The 15,876-nt window shown below is 39.4% G+C and carries 17 protein-coding genes; all 17 read right to left on the reverse strand.

Annotated elements, in window-relative coordinates; translation table 11 throughout:
- Nucleotides 1–211 precede the first annotated feature (211 nt).
- Nucleotides 212–769, reverse strand: coding sequence for a ribosome recycling factor (gene frr / locus M3166_RS08915; RefSeq protein ID WP_251689285.1), 558 nt, complete (start codon nucleotides 767–769; stop codon nucleotides 212–214).
- Nucleotides 769–1,494 carry a UMP kinase gene (pyrH, locus tag M3166_RS08920; RefSeq protein ID WP_079525266.1) on the reverse strand — a complete coding sequence of 242 codons (726 nt, stop codon included), beginning with the start codon at nucleotides 1,492–1,494 and terminating at the stop codon, nucleotides 769–771. Before pyrH ends, frr begins: the two co-directional genes overlap by 1 nt.
- Nucleotides 1,495–1,656: 162 nt before the next feature.
- On the reverse strand, nucleotides 1,657–2,541 hold the full coding sequence (gene tsf / locus M3166_RS08925; RefSeq protein ID WP_079525264.1) for a translation elongation factor Ts: 885 nt from the start codon (nucleotides 2,539–2,541) through the stop codon (nucleotides 1,657–1,659).
- A 158-nt stretch (nucleotides 2,542–2,699) separates the two neighbouring features.
- A complete protein-coding gene (gene rpsB, locus M3166_RS08930) occupies nucleotides 2,700–3,422 on the reverse strand; it encodes a 30S ribosomal protein S2 (protein ID WP_008403254.1) in 723 nt (240 codons plus the stop codon).
- A 159-nt stretch (nucleotides 3,423–3,581) separates the two neighbouring features.
- Nucleotides 3,582–4,133 (reverse strand): DUF6115 domain-containing protein, encoded by a 552-nt coding sequence (locus M3166_RS08935; RefSeq protein WP_251689287.1) that lies wholly within the window; start codon nucleotides 4,131–4,133, stop codon nucleotides 3,582–3,584.
- A 12-nt stretch (nucleotides 4,134–4,145) separates the two neighbouring features.
- Complete coding sequence (locus M3166_RS08940; protein WP_251689289.1) at nucleotides 4,146–4,457, reverse strand: RNA polymerase subunit sigma; 312 nt, start codon at nucleotides 4,455–4,457, stop codon at nucleotides 4,146–4,148.
- A gap of 12 nt (nucleotides 4,458–4,469) precedes the next feature.
- Nucleotides 4,470–5,240: a FliA/WhiG family RNA polymerase sigma factor gene (locus M3166_RS08945; protein ID WP_079525256.1), complete on the reverse strand. Its 771-nt coding sequence runs from the start codon at nucleotides 5,238–5,240 to the stop codon at nucleotides 4,470–4,472.
- Between the two features lie 143 nt (nucleotides 5,241–5,383).
- A complete protein-coding gene (locus M3166_RS08950) occupies nucleotides 5,384–5,752 on the reverse strand; it encodes a multidrug transporter (protein WP_251689290.1) in 369 nt (122 codons plus the stop codon).
- A complete protein-coding gene (locus M3166_RS08955) occupies nucleotides 5,752–6,255 on the reverse strand; it encodes a chemotaxis protein CheD (protein ID WP_251689292.1) in 504 nt (167 codons plus the stop codon). The genes M3166_RS08950 and M3166_RS08955 overlap by 1 nt, the downstream gene beginning before the upstream one ends.
- A complete protein-coding gene (locus M3166_RS08960) occupies nucleotides 6,252–6,890 on the reverse strand; it encodes a chemotaxis protein CheC (protein ID WP_251689295.1) in 639 nt (212 codons plus the stop codon). Before M3166_RS08960 ends, M3166_RS08955 begins: the two co-directional genes overlap by 4 nt.
- Nucleotides 6,891–6,954: 64 nt before the next feature.
- Entirely contained in the window at nucleotides 6,955–7,401 is a 447-nt protein-coding gene (locus tag M3166_RS08965; RefSeq protein ID WP_251689296.1) for a chemotaxis protein CheW, read from the reverse strand.
- 20 nt (nucleotides 7,402–7,421) lie between these two features.
- Nucleotides 7,422–9,518, reverse strand: coding sequence for a chemotaxis protein CheA (locus M3166_RS08970; protein ID WP_251689298.1), 2,097 nt, complete (start codon nucleotides 9,516–9,518; stop codon nucleotides 7,422–7,424).
- A gap of 17 nt (nucleotides 9,519–9,535) precedes the next feature.
- Nucleotides 9,536–10,675 (reverse strand): protein-glutamate methylesterase/protein-glutamine glutaminase, encoded by a 1,140-nt coding sequence (locus M3166_RS08975; RefSeq protein WP_251689300.1) that lies wholly within the window; start codon nucleotides 10,673–10,675, stop codon nucleotides 9,536–9,538.
- Nucleotides 10,676–11,554 carry a MinD/ParA family protein gene (locus M3166_RS08980; protein ID WP_251689302.1) on the reverse strand — a complete coding sequence of 293 codons (879 nt, stop codon included), beginning with the start codon at nucleotides 11,552–11,554 and terminating at the stop codon, nucleotides 10,676–10,678. It abuts the gene before it with no gap.
- A complete protein-coding gene (gene flhF, locus M3166_RS08985) occupies nucleotides 11,538–12,728 on the reverse strand; it encodes a flagellar biosynthesis protein FlhF (protein WP_251689304.1) in 1,191 nt (396 codons plus the stop codon). Before flhF ends, M3166_RS08980 begins: the two co-directional genes overlap by 17 nt.
- Nucleotides 12,725–14,758 (reverse strand): flagellar biosynthesis protein FlhA, encoded by a 2,034-nt coding sequence (gene flhA / locus M3166_RS08990; RefSeq protein ID WP_251689306.1) that lies wholly within the window; start codon nucleotides 14,756–14,758, stop codon nucleotides 12,725–12,727. The genes flhF and flhA overlap by 4 nt, the downstream gene beginning before the upstream one ends.
- A 23-nt stretch (nucleotides 14,759–14,781) precedes the next feature.
- Nucleotides 14,782–15,876 carry a flagellar biosynthesis protein FlhB gene (gene flhB, locus M3166_RS08995; protein ID WP_251689308.1) on the reverse strand — a complete coding sequence of 365 codons (1,095 nt, stop codon included), beginning with the start codon at nucleotides 15,874–15,876 and terminating at the stop codon, nucleotides 14,782–14,784.

A 15,876-nucleotide genomic window follows, 5' to 3' on the forward strand; every position in this document is an offset into this window, starting at 1 on the left:
TTTTCCACAATTTATACTTTCAATTAGGGGGAACGGGTTCATGTGCATGTTTTTTTGCTACAGCTATATTTCCCTAACAAATTTTAAATTTAATCTATTATTGTAAAAAAAACGTCCTTATTAGCAGGACGTTTTAATCCATGTAAAGTTCATACATCGTCAGAAAAAGATTTCGCGCTAATGTGATCCACCAGCGCGAAGCAAATTAAAATTAAACTGTTAAAATTTCTTTTTCTTTTTCTTTCACTAACTCCTCGATTTTAACGATTGAGTTGTCTGTTAGTTTTTGGATGTCATCGTTGAAGCCGCGTAGTTCGTCTTCTGTGATTTCACCGTTCTTTTCTAATTTTTTCAGGTCATCGTTTGCATCACGGCGCACGTTACGTACAGCAACTTTTGCGTCTTCTGATTCTTTTTTCACCTGTTTTACTAATTCTTTACGGCGCTCTTCAGTTAATGCCGGTACTGCTAAACGAATAACATTTCCGTCATTTGTCGGTGTGATGCCGATATCTGAACGCATGATTGCTTTTTCGATTTCGCCTAAGATTGATTTATCATATGGCTGGATAACTAATAGGCGTGCTTCCGGTACAGAAATACCTGCCATTTGGTTGATCGGTGTCGGAGTACCATAGTAGTCCACCGTAATACGATCCAATAGTGAAGCATTTGCTACACCTGCACGAATTGAAGCTAATTCACGTGAGAAAGCATTAATTGATTTTGTCATTTTTTCTTTTGCTTGATTCAATACTTGTTGTGTCATTACGCATCTCTCCTAACAACTGTTCCAATTTTTTCGCCTAATGCGGCACGTTTAATATTACCTGGTTCTGATAAGTTGAAAACAACAAGCTTAATATCATTATCCATACATAATGTCGAAGCTGTAGAATCCATTACTTGTAAACCTTGTTGAATAACGTCTAAATACGTAAGTGTGTCATACTTAACTGCTTCAGAATCTAATTTTGGATCTGCAGAATAAACGCCATCCACATTATTTTTCGCCATTAAAATTGCATCTGCATTAATTTCCGCGGCACGTAAAGCTGCTGTCGTATCTGTCGAGAAGTATGGGTTACCTGTTCCTGCAGCAAAAATTACGACACGTGCTTTTTCCAAATGACGAACTGCTTTACGTCGAATATATGGCTCTGCCACTTGTGTCATAACGATCGATGATTGAACACGTGTAGGAACACCCAGATTTTCCAGTGAATCTTGTAATGCAAGTGCATTCATCACTGTTCCTAACATACCCATATAATCTGCATTGGCACGTTCCATTCCCATTTCAGCGCCGATTTTCCCGCGCCAAATGTTGCCTCCGCCGACAACTAATGCGACCTCTACACCTAAGTCGATAACTTCTTTAATTTCTGCTGCGATCGATTTAATAACATCCGGTGAGAAACCGAAGCCTAATTCTCCAGCTAATGCTTCCCCGCTAAGTTTAATAACTACTCGTTTGTACTCTGACACACCCATAGTAGACCTCCGTTACTCATTTATTTAAAAGGAAATACGATTGTGTTTTCTATGTATCGTACTTCGCTTCATTCAAAAATAGATTTCTTTAAAAATAGGGAACACGCAAATGGTGCTCCCTACTGTTTGCTTAAATTAATGTTAATTTAAGTTGTAATTTAATTAGTTACCTTTAACTTGGCTCATTACTTCTTCAGCGAAGTTATCTTCACGCTTTTCGATACCTTCACCAACAGCATAACGAGTGAAGCTTGTTACAGTAGCATTTAATGAGTTTACGAAGTCGCGTACTTTTTGATCTGAGTTCTTAACGAAAGCTTGGTCTAATAAGCATACGTCTTCGAAGTATTTACCAAGACGGCCTTCTACCATTTTCGCTACGATGTTTTCTGGTTTACCTTCGTTTAACGCTTGCTCAGTTAATACTTTGCGCTCACGTTCTACTTCGTCAGCAGAAACTTCGTCACGGGAAATGTAAGTTGGGTTGATTGCAGCGATATGCATAGCGATATCTTTTGCAGCAGCAGCGTCAGTAGAACCTTCAAGAACTACTAATACACCAATACGTCCGCCCATGTGTAAGTAAGAACCGAATGCATCTGCATCAGTTTTTGTTTTGATTTCGAAACGACGTAATGAGATTTTTTCACCGATTGTAGCAGTAGCTGTAGAAATTTGGTCAGCGATTTTCACGCCGTCTTTTTCTAATTCTAAAGCAGCTTCTACTGATTCTGGTTTAGCAGATAATAATTGCTCTGCTAAAGAAGAAACTAAAATTTGGAACTTGTCGTTTTTCGCAACGAAGTCAGTTTCAGCGTTTACTTCTAAAAGAATCGCTTCATTACCGTTTTCTAAAATGTAAGTTGTACCTTCAGCAGCGATACGGTCAGCTTTTTTGCCAGCAGCAGCTAAACCTTTTTCACGTAGGAAATCGATTGCAGCATCGATGTCACCTTCTGTTGATACTAATGCTTTTTTACAGTCCATCATACCTGCGCCTGTTTTTTCGCGTAATTCTTTTACTAATTGTGCAGTAATGTTTGCCATGTTGAGTTTCCTCCTAAATATAATGAAAAATTTATTTACACTATTTCATACTTTAAGCGATAAATCGCTATTTTTCAACGATTCATACATCTTCAAATTCATTTCTCAAAAAAAGGTGATAAGGGGTTCATCCACTTATCACCTTTTCTAACAGTGAATTACTCAGCTGTAGCTTCTTCTACTGCAGGAGCTTCTTCTTCACCTTGTTTAGCTTCTAATAAAGCGTCAGCCATTTTAGCAGTTAATAATTTAACCGCGCGGATAGCATCGTCGTTTGCAGGGATTACGTAATCAATTTCATCTGGATCACAGTTAGTGTCTACGATACCAACTAGAGGGATGTTTAATTTGATTGCTTCTGCAACTGCGATACGCTCTTTACGAGGGTCTACAACGAACATTACGTCCGGAATAGCTTTCATATCACGGATACCGCCTAAGAATTTAACTAAGCGCTCGTGCTCTTTTTTAAGTTGGATTACTTCTTTTTTAGGAAGTACAGCGAAAGTACCGTCTTCTTCCATTTTCTCGATATCTTTCATACGTTTAACACGTTTTTGAATAGTACCGAAGTTTGTTAAAGTACCACCTAACCAACGTTGGTTGATGTAGTAGTTACCAGAACGTTCAGCTTCTTCTTTGATCGCTTCTTGTGCTTGTTTTTTCGTACCTACGAATAAAACTTTACCACCGTCTTGACCAACTTGACGCATGAAATCGTATGCTTCTTCTAATTTTTTAACCGTTTTTTGTAAATCGATAATGTAAATACCGTTACGCTCTACGAAGATATATTTCTTCATTTTTGGGTTCCAACGGCGAGTTTGGTGACCGAAATGTACACCAGCTTCTAGTAATTGTTTCATTGAAATTACTGACATGAGTGTTTCCTCCTAATATGTTTGGTTTTTTTCCTCCGTATTTTTCATCTGCAACAAGCTACCCGTAGACTTACGAGCACCACTTACTACATCAAAATACGTGTGTATTGTTAACACCGCTTGTAACTATATCATAATGGACTTTCAAGTGCAACTACTTTACGCATGAAACTTTACGAGGAGTTCAATTTCCGTTTTTCCGCGTCCCATCATTCTCGCAATTTCTTCGATTGTTTTCCCGTTGCGATAATGATTAATTACTTGCTGTTCAAATGTCAGGTTTTGCTCTTGGACGGCATTGTCATCAGAAAGTGGTTCCGCTTTTACTAATGCTGCATCGTTCTTTTCTTCAACATGCTGCTGTGTCTTTTGCTTTTGATAGGCACTTGCTGCTTGCTTGACCTGTACAAATTTGCGCGGTTCCAGTTCCTGTTCTTTTACCGGCTGCTCTTTTAAAGTCAATGAAGACTCTTCTTTACGGGATTGTGCCGTCTTTTGAGCAACATTCGGTTTTTTCAATTCACTGATTAACCGGTCATTCTCTTCTTTCATCTCCATTAAATATACACTAATCGCATTGTCCATTTCATTAATCAGTTCATTTTGGCGCTTTTCTAAATTCTGAAACTTAGAAAGCTTACTATATAAAAGAACAATTACAAAAATCGTAATCATTTGGATAAGAAATAAGGTAATTATAACTGCGATCATAGATGACTGCTCCTAGCCACTAAAGTCAAAAAGATTCCCTTTAAACGGGTGCTGCACTTTTTGATCTAGCTGTTCCTTATTTTTCTTGTTTTCCTGCATTGGCTCTTGCCCGCTTTGGGAAGCCTTTTCCTGTTCCTCATCATTGACTGCGTTCAGATGCTCTGTTTCATTGACGGATAATTGTTTGCGTTCCAGTTCCCTGTTCAATGCTTCATTTGCATGCATTTGCTGCAGGATTGTATTTTGTTGACGCTGATCCGCCAATTTCCCTGCCTCAAATGTTTTAGGAATCGCAATCTGCAATTCCAGGCCCTTTAAGCTCATAACGCCGCCTCCTTACGTATTGATCATTTCCGAAGACAATAATTTACGTAATTTAAACAATGCTTTTGAGTGGATTTGCGAAATTCTTGATGTCGACAGTTCCAGTATTTCACCGATTTCGGTTAATGTTAATTCTTCCGAGTAAAATAAACTGATGACAAGCTGCTCTTTTTCATTCAGCTTTTTAATATTTTCAGCCAAGTCGCCCAATAGCTCTACATGAACGGTTTGCTGCTCAGGTGTTTTCGTATTGTCATCACGGATAACAAAGGACTTGCCTTCCGATTCTTCCTGGTCCAGCTGCTCATTGATGGACAGCACATTCGAGAAAAAGTGTTCCTGGAAAGTTTGGTATACTTCTTCGACCGGCAAATTCATATGTGCTGCAACTTCTTCCGGTGTAGCATGTCGCATCAGCTTTTGCTCAAGGGATTCGATTTGCGATTCAAGCTTTTTTGCTTTTTCACGTGCCGATCTCGGGAGCCAGTCCTCTTTACGTAAACCATCAAGAATAGCACCGCGTACACGGAATGAGGCATACGTATCAAATTTTAAATCTCGGTTTATATCAAATTTATTTAACGCATCAAACAGCCCCATCATCCCAAGACTCATTAAGTCGTCTCTGGAAATGTTTTTCGGAAGCCCGACAGCGATACGCTGTACATGATACGATACGAGTGGTTTAAACTTCTTTATTAATAAATCGCCTGCTTCGGGATCACGGTTCTTTGTCCAACGAACCCATAATGATTGTTCGTCTCTATGCCTTTGTTCTGTCAAACATACCCACCCCTTTATTTGAAAAGTAACATTCTTTGAGTTAATTATACCAAAAAGCCTTTTAATATACATTTAATCCAGTCATTCGACACAGGATTTCCTTATATTCCGCTAAATAAAAAAGAGCCGGATATACGACTCTTTTACCGTGTAAGGGATTCATCGCTTTGAAGCATCGAACGAACGACTTGTGCAATTTCTTCCGTATTCTCATCTTCAACTTCCATTGTTGTATGATCGCTTTGCGAAACAATTTGTGTTTTATCCGTCTCTTTCGCAACTACAGGCAGTTCCTCTTCTGTTTGTGACAAAACAGGTGCTTCCGGTGTATAAAATACATACCCAAGGAAGTAACGGATAAGAAACATTAAACTAAATGCAATGACAGAAATGACCAAAGCGGCGCCAATCGTCGGCAGTGGCATCGCATACGGATTTTGAATTCCAGCGATAAAATATACAGCGAATGAAAGTAGTGCTGCCCAAAAATTATAAAATATTGAACCAAACATTAAATTTCACTCACTCCTTTATTGACGGTACGTACCTGAAGCATGCATGTTTCAGGGTTAAACTCGATAGTACGACCGCTGTTGCCGCCCGTATCTTCAGCGATAAGCGGTATGCCCAGTTCTTTTAACTGTGCTTTTACAGCTTCCACATTTCTTGGCCCAATTCTCATTGAATCTTTATCTGCAGTAAATTGAAACATTTGCGCACCGCCCGCAATTTTCGCCTTCAACTTAAAGCGTTGCGCCCCTTCTTGTTTTAAAAGATGGACTAAAGCGGCAATTCCGGTATCGGCAAATTTTGCGACATTCATTGTTGCCGTTCGATTTAAACTGGAGTCCGGCAGCATGACATGGACCATACCTGCAACTTTTTTGGAATCATCGTAAATGACCGCACCTACACAAGAACCTAATCCCGACGTACGAATCGTTTTAGGAACTTTCACGATATCCATTTGCGCAATGCCTACTTTAATCACTTCGTTTGAATGGATAACTATCATGTCGTAGGCACTCCTAATGCTTTAAAAATGGCTTCAAATGAATCAGGTTCTGGTAACAGGAAGAACTGTCCTTTTACCGCTTCATCATCTGACATGACTTCTTCATATATGGATGTGTTAATGACGATGACCGTATCACTTACTTGTGATAGTTCAATAAGTCCGATACTAATAATTGCGCCAAACATATCGACACTTAATCCAGGTACTGTCGGAAAGATTTTAAGACCTGTAAAATCCGATAATGCGGATAAATAAGAGCCGGATAAAATATTGCCCATTTCTTGCATTGCCGATAAGCCAATTTCCGAATATGGCGGTGTGTGAAAATCAAAAGATTCGTCATGAATGAGACTTCGAATAAATCGGTTTGCCTGTTCAATCGGCAAAATGAAAAACATGCTTCCTTGTGCATCCCCTTCAATACGAAGATAAATGCCGACGACAGCATTTTCCGATCCGCCAGCGAGCTCCATCATTTCATTAAACGAGGCCATTTTCACGTCGGGTACACGCATATCGATCTTTTTTCCCAATAAATTCGATAATGCCGTAGCCGCATGTGCAGCACCAATATTTCCGATTTCCTTTAAAACATCTAAATGGAGCAACGTAATTTTTTCATTAAAGCTCATTTTCAATCCCTACTTTAATAGATTCCAGGCAAGCGAGGCTCACCCGGAAAATTATTCATTGAAATTAATCTATCGGATTTAATACTTTATCTAAGTGAAGTAAAATTAATAAGCGGTTTTCCAATTTTGCGACACCTGCGATAAAATCTTCTAATAATGAGCCAACCACTTCAGGCTGCTGTTCAATGGAAGATGCATCAATGTCCAAAACATCATTCGCTGAATCTACAATAAAACCGACTTCCATCGTTTCCAGTGCAATAATAATAATTCGGGTTGTTTCTTCGTTACCTGAAACCGGCAAGTCGAAACGTTCACGTAAATCGATGACAGGTGTTACAACACCCCGAAGATTAATGACACCTTTTACATAACGTTCTGTTTTCGGTACACGAGTAATATGCATTAACTTTTCAATTCCCTTTACGTGCGAAACAGGAATGGCATATTCTTTATCTGCTAATTGAAACACAATTACTTTCAAGTTTTTTTGCTCTGTTGCATTCGTCATTCTTCACACCTCTTATCCTTTTACTTCATCAGTGCGTTACAGTCTACAATTAACGCCACTTTTCCGTTTCCTAATATTGTTGCACCCGAGATTGCAAAAATATTTGTTAAGTAGTTACCTAATGATTTCAATACAATTTCCTGCTGACCGATAAATGAATCGACTACTAAACCAGCTAATTTATCACCTTTACGGACAATTACAACTGAATGGAGGCCATCATTATTTTGTACAGCGCGCGGTACTTCAAAAATTTCTTCCAGGAATACAAGCGGTACAACTTTACCACGGAAATCGATTACTTTTTGATTATGTGCGTTTAATATGTCTGATTGACGGATAATCGATGTTTCAATAATAGACGATAATGGAATTGCATAAATTTCATTTTCAATTTCTACGAGCATGACTGAAATAATCGACAGTGTCAGCGGTAATTGAATTGAGAAAACAGAGCCGACATTTTGAGTCGATTCAATCGAAATATTGCCGCCTAATGATTCGATTGTTGTTTTAACAACATCTAAACCGACACCACGGCCCGACACATCCGAAATGACGTCGGCTGTTGAGAAACCTGATGCCATAATTAACTCGTTAACCTGCTTGTCTGTCATCGTTAACGATTGTTCTTTTGTAACAATTCCTTTAGACAGCGCTTTTGCTAATACTTTATCGCGGTTGATCCCTGCTCCGTCATCTTCAATCTCGATGAATACATAGTTTCCACTATGATAAGCACGAAGTTCTACTGTTCCTTCTTCCGGTTTACCTTTTGCACGGCGTACTTCCGGACTTTCGATTCCATGATCAACAGAGTTGCGGATCAGGTGAACTAACGGATCTCCGATTTCATCAATTACTGTACGGTCTAGCTCTGTTTCTGCACCGACAATATTAAGTTCGATTTTTTTGTTTAAATCACGCGACAATTGGCGTACCATTTTCGGGAAACGGTTAAATACTGTATCTACAGGAACCATGCGCATCGTTAAAACGATATTTTGCAGATCACCCATTGTACGGCTCATACGTTCAACTGTCTCATTTAGTTCTCCATGATTTACATCACCGGCGATCGATAAAAGACGGCCGCGATCAATTGCAAGCTCTTCAAATAAGTTCATCAATATATCAAGGCGCTCAATATTCACACGAATCGTCTTACTCGATGCATGCCCGGATTTACTAGTATTGTTTTTAGCTGCCGCTGTTTTTGGCTGTTCCTCAGATACAGCAGTTTCAGTTTCCTGTACTGCAGGCTGTGGCAGTGCTTCTTCAGCAGGTACTTCAGTTGCCGTAGTTTTTGTAACAAACACATCTCGGTCTATTTTATTGACCACTACACGATCAACTTCTGATACTTTCATCAGCATCTTTTGCAAATCTTCAGCTGACTCTTTCGAAATAAAGGCAACGTGGAATACACTATCAAACTGTTCTTCTTCCAATTTATCTACTGTCGGCGAAGATTTGATGACATCTCCGTTTTTCTCCAGTATTTCGAATACCATGAATACACGAGCTGCTTTTAATAAACAATCTTCACGTAAAGCTACTGTAATTTCATATGCATTGAATTCTTGTTCAGATGATTGCAGAATGACCGTTTTTTCAAAATCATCATAGGTTAATTTCAATTCCAATGCTTCAGCTGGCTGTTCGATTTCGTTGGCTACCATTGCAGCAGCAACTTCCTGACTTGAAATTGGTTCTTCTGAAACGGCAGTTGCCGGTTCACCTGCTTCAATGCGCTTAAGCTTTTCCACTGTCGCTTGCACATTGCGTTTTCCGTCACCACCATCTGCAATGTCGTATACCATTTCTTCTAAATGATCCACAGATTCAAATACAACATCCAAAATCTCTGCGTTCACTTTAATTTTACTGTTGCGGATCGCATCCAGAATATTTTCCATTTTATGTGTTAAGTCGGCTAAATCTTCAAAGCCCATTGTTGCTGCCATACCTTTTAAAGTATGTGCCGAACGGAAAATCTCTCCGACAATCGTTAAATCTTCCGGATTTTTTTCCAATTCCAATAAGTGTTCGCTGCACGCTTGTAAATGCTCTTTACTTTCTTCAATGAACATTTCCAAATATTGATTTAATTCCATTTAGAGGGCACCCCTTTTTAAGGCATATATTTCATAATTGTTCGGGCAATATCATCAACATCCGCCACTTCATCTACAAGCTGCGTTTCCACGGCAGCTTTTGGCATTCCATATACGATACATGTTTCTGCTGACTCGGCAATAGCCGTGACATTCCCTGTTTTCTTTAGTGAGATTAGTCCTTTTGATCCGTCATAGCCCATTCCCGTCATAATAACGGCAATTTTATCGAACTCCGAGTACTGGCTGACGTCTTCAAACATGACGTCTACAGACGGGCGATGGCCTGCTCTTGGCGGTTCCTGATCATCAAGTACAACTGCAAATGATGATCCGATTTTTCTTAATTTAAGATGATAGCCACCCGGCGCAATATAGGCTGTTCCCTTTTGCAGCAGGTCACCTTGCTCTGCTTCTTTTACATGAATTTCGCTCAACTGATCGAGTCTTGCTGCCAACGATTTTGTAAAGCCTGCAGGCATATGCTGCACGATTAAAATCGGTGCACCCACATTAGCGGGAATTTTCGTAATGACTTCCTGTAAAGCTCGAGGACCACCAGTTGAAGTCCCGATTAAAATGATTTTCTTCGAAGTTTTGCTCCACTCTGTCTTTTTAATCGGCACATCGATGTTGTCAGTCGGCTTTGTCAAACTTCTTAATTTTGATTCTTCCTTGTCGAAAGGATGACGGATCGCTTGACTTGCGACTGTCGATTTACGGAAAGTTTTTTTCAATTTTGAAACTGTTACTTTAGATGCCTCTTCCACTTTTCGTACAAGTTCATCCTTAATTTTATGTAAATCCAATGAAATGGAACCGCTTGGTTTAGCAACAAAATCGACTGCTCCGTACTCCATTGCCATTAATGTATTTTCTGCTCCGCGCTTTGTCGTACTTGAAAGCATGATGACAGGTAATGGATACTTCTGCATAATTTCTTTTAACGCTTCCATCCCATTCATTTCCGGCATTTCCACGTCCATTGTCACGACATCGGGTCTAAGCTGCTCGATTTTTTTAATGGCGTCTTTCCCATTGCGTGCAGCCCCGATGACTTCAATATGCAGATGGTCCGAAAAAAAATCGCTTATTAGCTTCCGCATAAAGGCGGAATCATCAACAACCAGCAGTTTGGTTTTCTGTAAGTTGCTCATTTACTCACGCCCTCTCGAAAAGATGCTTTTTAATTTTGATATAAATTTCATAGACTCGTTTGTTGCATGCACTTCTTTCATTACTGCCTGCGTTGTTAAAAATTGCTCAACAATTTTTTTCATCGTTTTTGTAATTGGGGCATCAGGATACAGCACTGTAAATAAGGCTTGCTGACGTACCGCTTGACGCACAACAGGATCTTCCGGCAGCGATCCTAAAATTGATACTTCCTTCTTTAAAAAACGCTGCATCACTGTTTTTAGACGCTGTGTCGTATCTTGCCCTTCCTCAACTGTATATGCACGATTGCCTAACAGATAAAACTTCTTCATTGGATCTTTTAGATGGATAAATTTCATCATAGAATAAGCATCCATAATGGACGTCGGTTCAGCTGTAGAAATAACGATAATTTCTTCAATGGATGTTAATAGATCGAGCGACCAATCAACAACACCTGCTCCCATATCAAATAAGACAAAATCATAATTTTTCTGCAATGTTTCAAAAGCCGTGATTAGACGGGCAAAAACATCTGAAGACCACTCCATTAACGACGACATACCTGAACCGCCGGAAATATAGCTTACCCCCTCGTTTGTTTCGCATAAAACATCTTCAAGCGGTACTTGACCATCGAGGTAATCTTTTAAACTATATTTCACGGAGCTTCCTATGAGAATGTGTACATTGCCCATGCCAATATCCATATCTAAAATGACTACCTTTTTCCCTTTTTTTGATAAAAGGGTAGCGAAGTTTGTCGTAAAATTACTTTTTCCTACTCCGCCTTTTCCACTGACAACTGCAATTGATCGCCCTGGCTTATGTTCACTTTCCAGCATTTTCTGGCGTAGTTTTTCAGCTTGGTCTTTCATCCGTATTCTCCTCGAAGAAAAGTTCTAGTAAATTATCACTATTTGGTTGTTCAATATCTTCTGGTACTTCTTGACCATTTGTATAATAAGCTAGTCCTTTATTATATTTAATCATTAAATTAAACATAGTGCCAATAGAATTTGTTTCATCAAGCTTCGTAAAGATAAATTTTTCAATGTGCAAGTTCGTAAATTGTTCAATAATTGCTTCTAAGTCTTTTTGCTTAGACGTTAAAGATAAAACTAAGTAGGATTCTACTTGTTCGCTAAATTGTATTAATGATTTTAAATCATCTACATATTTCGCTTCTTTATAGTTTCTTCCGGCCGTATCAATAAAAATTAAATCCAAATGATCAAACTTTTTGATCGCCTCAGCATAATCTGTTGCATTATAAACAACTTCAACAGGTGCCTGCAGCAATGCAGCATACGTTTTCAATTGTTCGATTGCGGCGATACGATACGTGTCTGTTGTAATAAAGCCGATTTTCTTTTTCTTTTCAAGGACAGCGCGTGCTGCCATTTTCGCAATCGTTGTCGTTTTTCCAACACCTGTTGGACCTAACACATTAATGTATTTTTTCTCATATGAAATTCCGCTGATCGGCAAGTCATACAATTCTTTTCTTAAATAGTCTTTGGCAACTTCCTGCATATCGTTCCATATGATTTGCTTGCCATGCTCGTTATAATACATAAAAAGCTCATCACTGATTTTTGTGATAAGCTCCTCTCCAAGTTCCTGCTCACGTAGAAAGTCGATAAATGGTAAGAGTTCATCAGGATATTGAGATTGTACCGACATACGTTGCATCGATTGCATCATCGATTTTAAATCTGCAATTTCTTTGATCAGGTTATCAGGCAAGCCGGCAGAATCGCCTTGCGGAACTTTTTTATGTTGTTCCACAGACGAAGCTGCTTCGCGGATCCCTTGCTCTTTCAATTGCGGCGCAAATGTCGGAATGTCTTCTAAAGACGGCAATGAAGGTTTCTTTTCCACCTGGTCATATCCTGCCACGACTTCATAGCTTTTATTTTTTACTAATCCAAAAAACTTTTTCGTCACGACGACTTTCGAATTCAGAATAACTGCATCTTCCCCTAAATCGGCGCGAATTTGTTTCATTGCCTCAGCAATGGAAGGTGCATTGTATTTTTTCATCTTCATTCAACATTCACCACCCCTACACTTTGAATTTCAACGGCTGCATCCAATTCGTTATATGAAAGAATCGGTACTTGCGGGAAATAACGTTCTGTTAATTGTCTTATATACAGACGCACAGCTGGCGAACATAAAATAATTGGCGACTGTTCCGTATAGGAAACACGCTCCACTTCTTTTGCAATAGCTTCCAATACGAATTGCGACTGCTGCGGATCCATTGCTAAATAATTTCCATGGTCTGTTTGCTGAATGCTGTCAGCTACGAGTTTTTCCACTTTTGCAGATACTGTGATAACTTTCAATGCTTGTTGGCCGTTAATAAATTGAGATGTAATTTGTCTAGCCAATGCCTGTCTCACATATTCTGTTAAAATATCGGGATCACTAGTAAGCTTTGCATAATCTGCTAATGTTTCGAATATAATCGGCAAATTACGTATTGAAACATTTTCACGCAATAGTTTTGCCAATACTTTTTGTACTTCCCCTATTGATAATGGTGTCGGAATTAGATCGTCCACTAAAATCGCATGGGTTTCGCGTAAATGATCGATCAGTTGCTTCGTCTCTTGACGGCCAAGCAGATCGTGGGCATTTGCACGGATAATTTCGGTTAAATGTGTAGAAACAACACTTGGCGGATCGACAACTGTATAGCCGAACATTTCGGCATCCTCTTTTACTGCTTCTGTGATCCATTTTGCAGGCAATCCAAATGATGGCTCGATTGTATCAATACCATCGATTGAATTATCATCCCCTGGGCTCATTGCCAAATAATGATCCAGCAATAATTCTCCTCGTGCCATTTCATTTCCCTTTATTTTAATCCGGTACTCATTTGGCTGCAGTTGGATATTGTCACGAATACGGACAATCGGTATGACAATCCCAAGCTCCAATGCAAGCTGACGGCGGATCATAACTACGCGGTCCAGTAAATCCCCACCTTGAGCTGCATCCACTAACGGAATTAATCCGTAGCCAAATTCAAACTCAATTGGATCGACATTTAATAAATTAATAACATTTTCCGGACTTTTCATCGTATCCGAAGCAACTTCCTCTTCGAATTCCATAATTTCTTCCGGCGTTTCTTCCTTTTTACGATCCATTAAGAATGCGCCAACCGCTAATGCTACTGCAATCGGAATTGTAATCCAGTCTGGAATCGGTGTGAATAACCCGAGCAGGAGAATTGTACCGGCAGCTACATATAGAAGCTTGGATTGTGCAAATAACTGGGCTGTAATATCTGAACCAAGATTTCCTTTTGAAGCGGCACGTGTTACAACAATACCTGTTGCAGTCGAAATTAATAATGCCGGGATTTGCGATACAAGTCCGTCACCGACTGTCAGCATCGAATATTTCGATGCGGCTTCACTAAAGCTCAGCTCCATCTGAAGCATACCGATAATCATACCGAAGAGTAAGTTAATACCAACCATAATGATTGAGGCGATCGCATCCCCTTTAACGAATTTCGTCGCACCATCCATCGCTCCGTAGAAGTCTGCTTCTCCGGATACTTTTTCACGGCGTTCGCGTGCTTCCTTTTCCGAAATCATTCCGGCGTTTAAATCTGCATCAATACTCATTTGTTTACCAGGCATCGCATCCAAAGTAAAACGCGCAGCAACTTCCGCAACACGTTCCGAACCTTTAGTAATAACGATAAACTGGATAATAACTAATAATAAGAAAATAACTAAACCTACTAAAATATTACCGCCTGTTACGAAATTACCAAATGTCTCTACTACTTTACCTGCGTCACCTTCCGCTAAAATAGCACGTGTCGTAGATACAGACAATGCCAGACGGAACAGCGTTAATAATAGAATGACAGTCGGGAAAATCGAGAAATCGAGCGCTTCCTTCATATTCATTGAAGTTAATAATACGAGTAGTGCCAATGTAATATTGATAATAATTAAAAAACTGAGTAGCCAATGTGGAAGAGGGATAATGAGCATCGCTACAACCATAATCACTGCAGCTAAAACCCCTAAGTCGCGTATTTGCATTGTTGTCCCTCCTGAAATCTATGTCAAATTTTGCGTTTGATCCGGTATACATATGCAAGAACTTCGGCAACAGCTTTGAAAAACTCTTCCGGTACAGCCTGGCCGATTTCAACCTGGTCATACATCGCACGGGCAAGCGGACGATTTTCTACCATAATGACATCATGTTCTTTTGCAATAAGTTTAATTTTCTGTGCGACAAAATCGGTCCCTTTTGCTACAACTTTTGGCGCATCCATCATATCTTCATCGTATTTTAATGCAATGGCAAAATGGGTCGGGTTTGTAATGACAACATCTGCAGCAGGTACATCCTGCATCATTCTGCGCATTGCCATTTCCCGTTGACGCTGTTTAATTTTCGACTTGATCAGCGGGTCGCCTTCTGCATTTTTATGCTCATCTTTAACATCCTGTTTCGACATCTTCAATTGCTTTTCATACTCATGCCGTTCATAAATGTAGTCAAACAATGCAATGAATACGAGCATAATCGAAGCGGCAATTCCCATGATTGCCGACAAGTATGCTACTGTGGCCAAAATTTGTGCCGGACTATGTAAAGCAAGCGATAATACATCTTCCAAATATATAATAATGACAACGGTAGTTACGGTCCCGATTAACGTTACTTTCAATAATGATTTAATTAAATTGACAATCGCTCGTACAGAAATAATCTTTTTGATCCCTTTAATCGGATCCATTTTTTTCAAATCTATTTTTAGTGTCTCTGTTGTAAAAAGTAAGCCAAACTGAAAAAAGTTAGCTCCAATACCTGCAATAATGGCAATGACCATAATCGGCAGAACGATAATTGCCATTTCTTTAATGGATTCAACATACATATCCATTACGGTTTCAGCGTTCAGCGTTTCTATTAACATATTGCGGTTAAGTGCTTGTAGTAAAAAATCTCTCATTCCTTCGTACATGAATGGTGCAAAGAAAAGTAAAAAGAAAAATGACAATAGCAGTAATACGGCGGCTGTGACATCCTGACTTTTTAATACTTGTCCTTTTTTACGTGAATCCTGCCGCTTTTTCGGTGTTGCTTTTTCCGTTTTTTCACCTGCAAAAAACTGAAGGTCAACGTTGATCAATAGCTTTTTATCCAT

Source organism: Solibacillus isronensis, from assembly GCF_023715405.1.
GTDB classification, from domain to species: domain Bacteria; phylum Bacillota; class Bacilli; order Bacillales_A; family Planococcaceae; genus Solibacillus; species Solibacillus isronensis_B.

Bases quoted from the DNA above. Each gene is read 5' to 3' on its own strand.
- frr (WP_251689285.1), bottom strand. From the start codon at position 769: ATGACACAACAAGTATTGAATCAAGCAAAAGAAAAAATGACAAAATCA.
- pyrH (WP_079525266.1), bottom strand. From the start codon at position 1,494: ATGGGTGTGTCAGAGTACAAACGAGTAGTTATTAAACTTAGCGGGGAA.
- tsf (WP_079525264.1), bottom strand. From the start codon at position 2,541: ATGGCAAACATTACTGCACAATTAGTAAAAGAATTACGCGAAAAAACA.
- rpsB (WP_008403254.1), bottom strand. From the start codon at position 3,422: ATGTCAGTAATTTCAATGAAACAATTACTAGAAGCTGGTGTACATTTC.
- M3166_RS08935 (WP_251689287.1), bottom strand. From the start codon at position 4,133: ATGATCGCAGTTATAATTACCTTATTTCTTATCCAAATGATTACGATT.
- M3166_RS08940 (WP_251689289.1), bottom strand. From the start codon at position 4,457: ATGAGCTTAAAGGGCCTGGAATTGCAGATTGCGATTCCTAAAACATTT.
- M3166_RS08950 (WP_251689290.1), bottom strand. From the start codon at position 5,752: ATGTTTGGTTCAATATTTTATAATTTTTGGGCAGCACTACTTTCATTC.
- M3166_RS08955 (WP_251689292.1), bottom strand. From the start codon at position 6,255: ATGATAGTTATCCATTCAAACGAAGTGATTAAAGTAGGCATTGCGCAA.
- M3166_RS08960 (WP_251689295.1), bottom strand. From the start codon at position 6,890: ATGAGCTTTAATGAAAAAATTACGTTGCTCCATTTAGATGTTTTAAAG.
- M3166_RS08965 (WP_251689296.1), bottom strand. From the start codon at position 7,401: ATGACGAATGCAACAGAGCAAAAAAACTTGAAAGTAATTGTGTTTCAA.
- M3166_RS08970 (WP_251689298.1), bottom strand. From the start codon at position 9,518: ATGGAATTAAATCAATATTTGGAAATGTTCATTGAAGAAAGTAAAGAG.
- M3166_RS08975 (WP_251689300.1), bottom strand. From the start codon at position 10,675: ATGAGCAACTTACAGAAAACCAAACTGCTGGTTGTTGATGATTCCGCC.
- M3166_RS08980 (WP_251689302.1), bottom strand. From the start codon at position 11,554: ATGAAAGACCAAGCTGAAAAACTACGCCAGAAAATGCTGGAAAGTGAA.
- flhF (WP_251689304.1), bottom strand. From the start codon at position 12,728: ATGAAGATGAAAAAATACAATGCACCTTCCATTGCTGAGGCAATGAAA.
- flhA (WP_251689306.1), bottom strand. From the start codon at position 14,758: ATGCAAATACGCGACTTAGGGGTTTTAGCTGCAGTGATTATGGTTGTA.
- flhB (WP_251689308.1), bottom strand. From the start codon at position 15,876: ATGGATAAAAAGCTATTGATCAACGTTGACCTTCAGTTTTTTGCAGGT.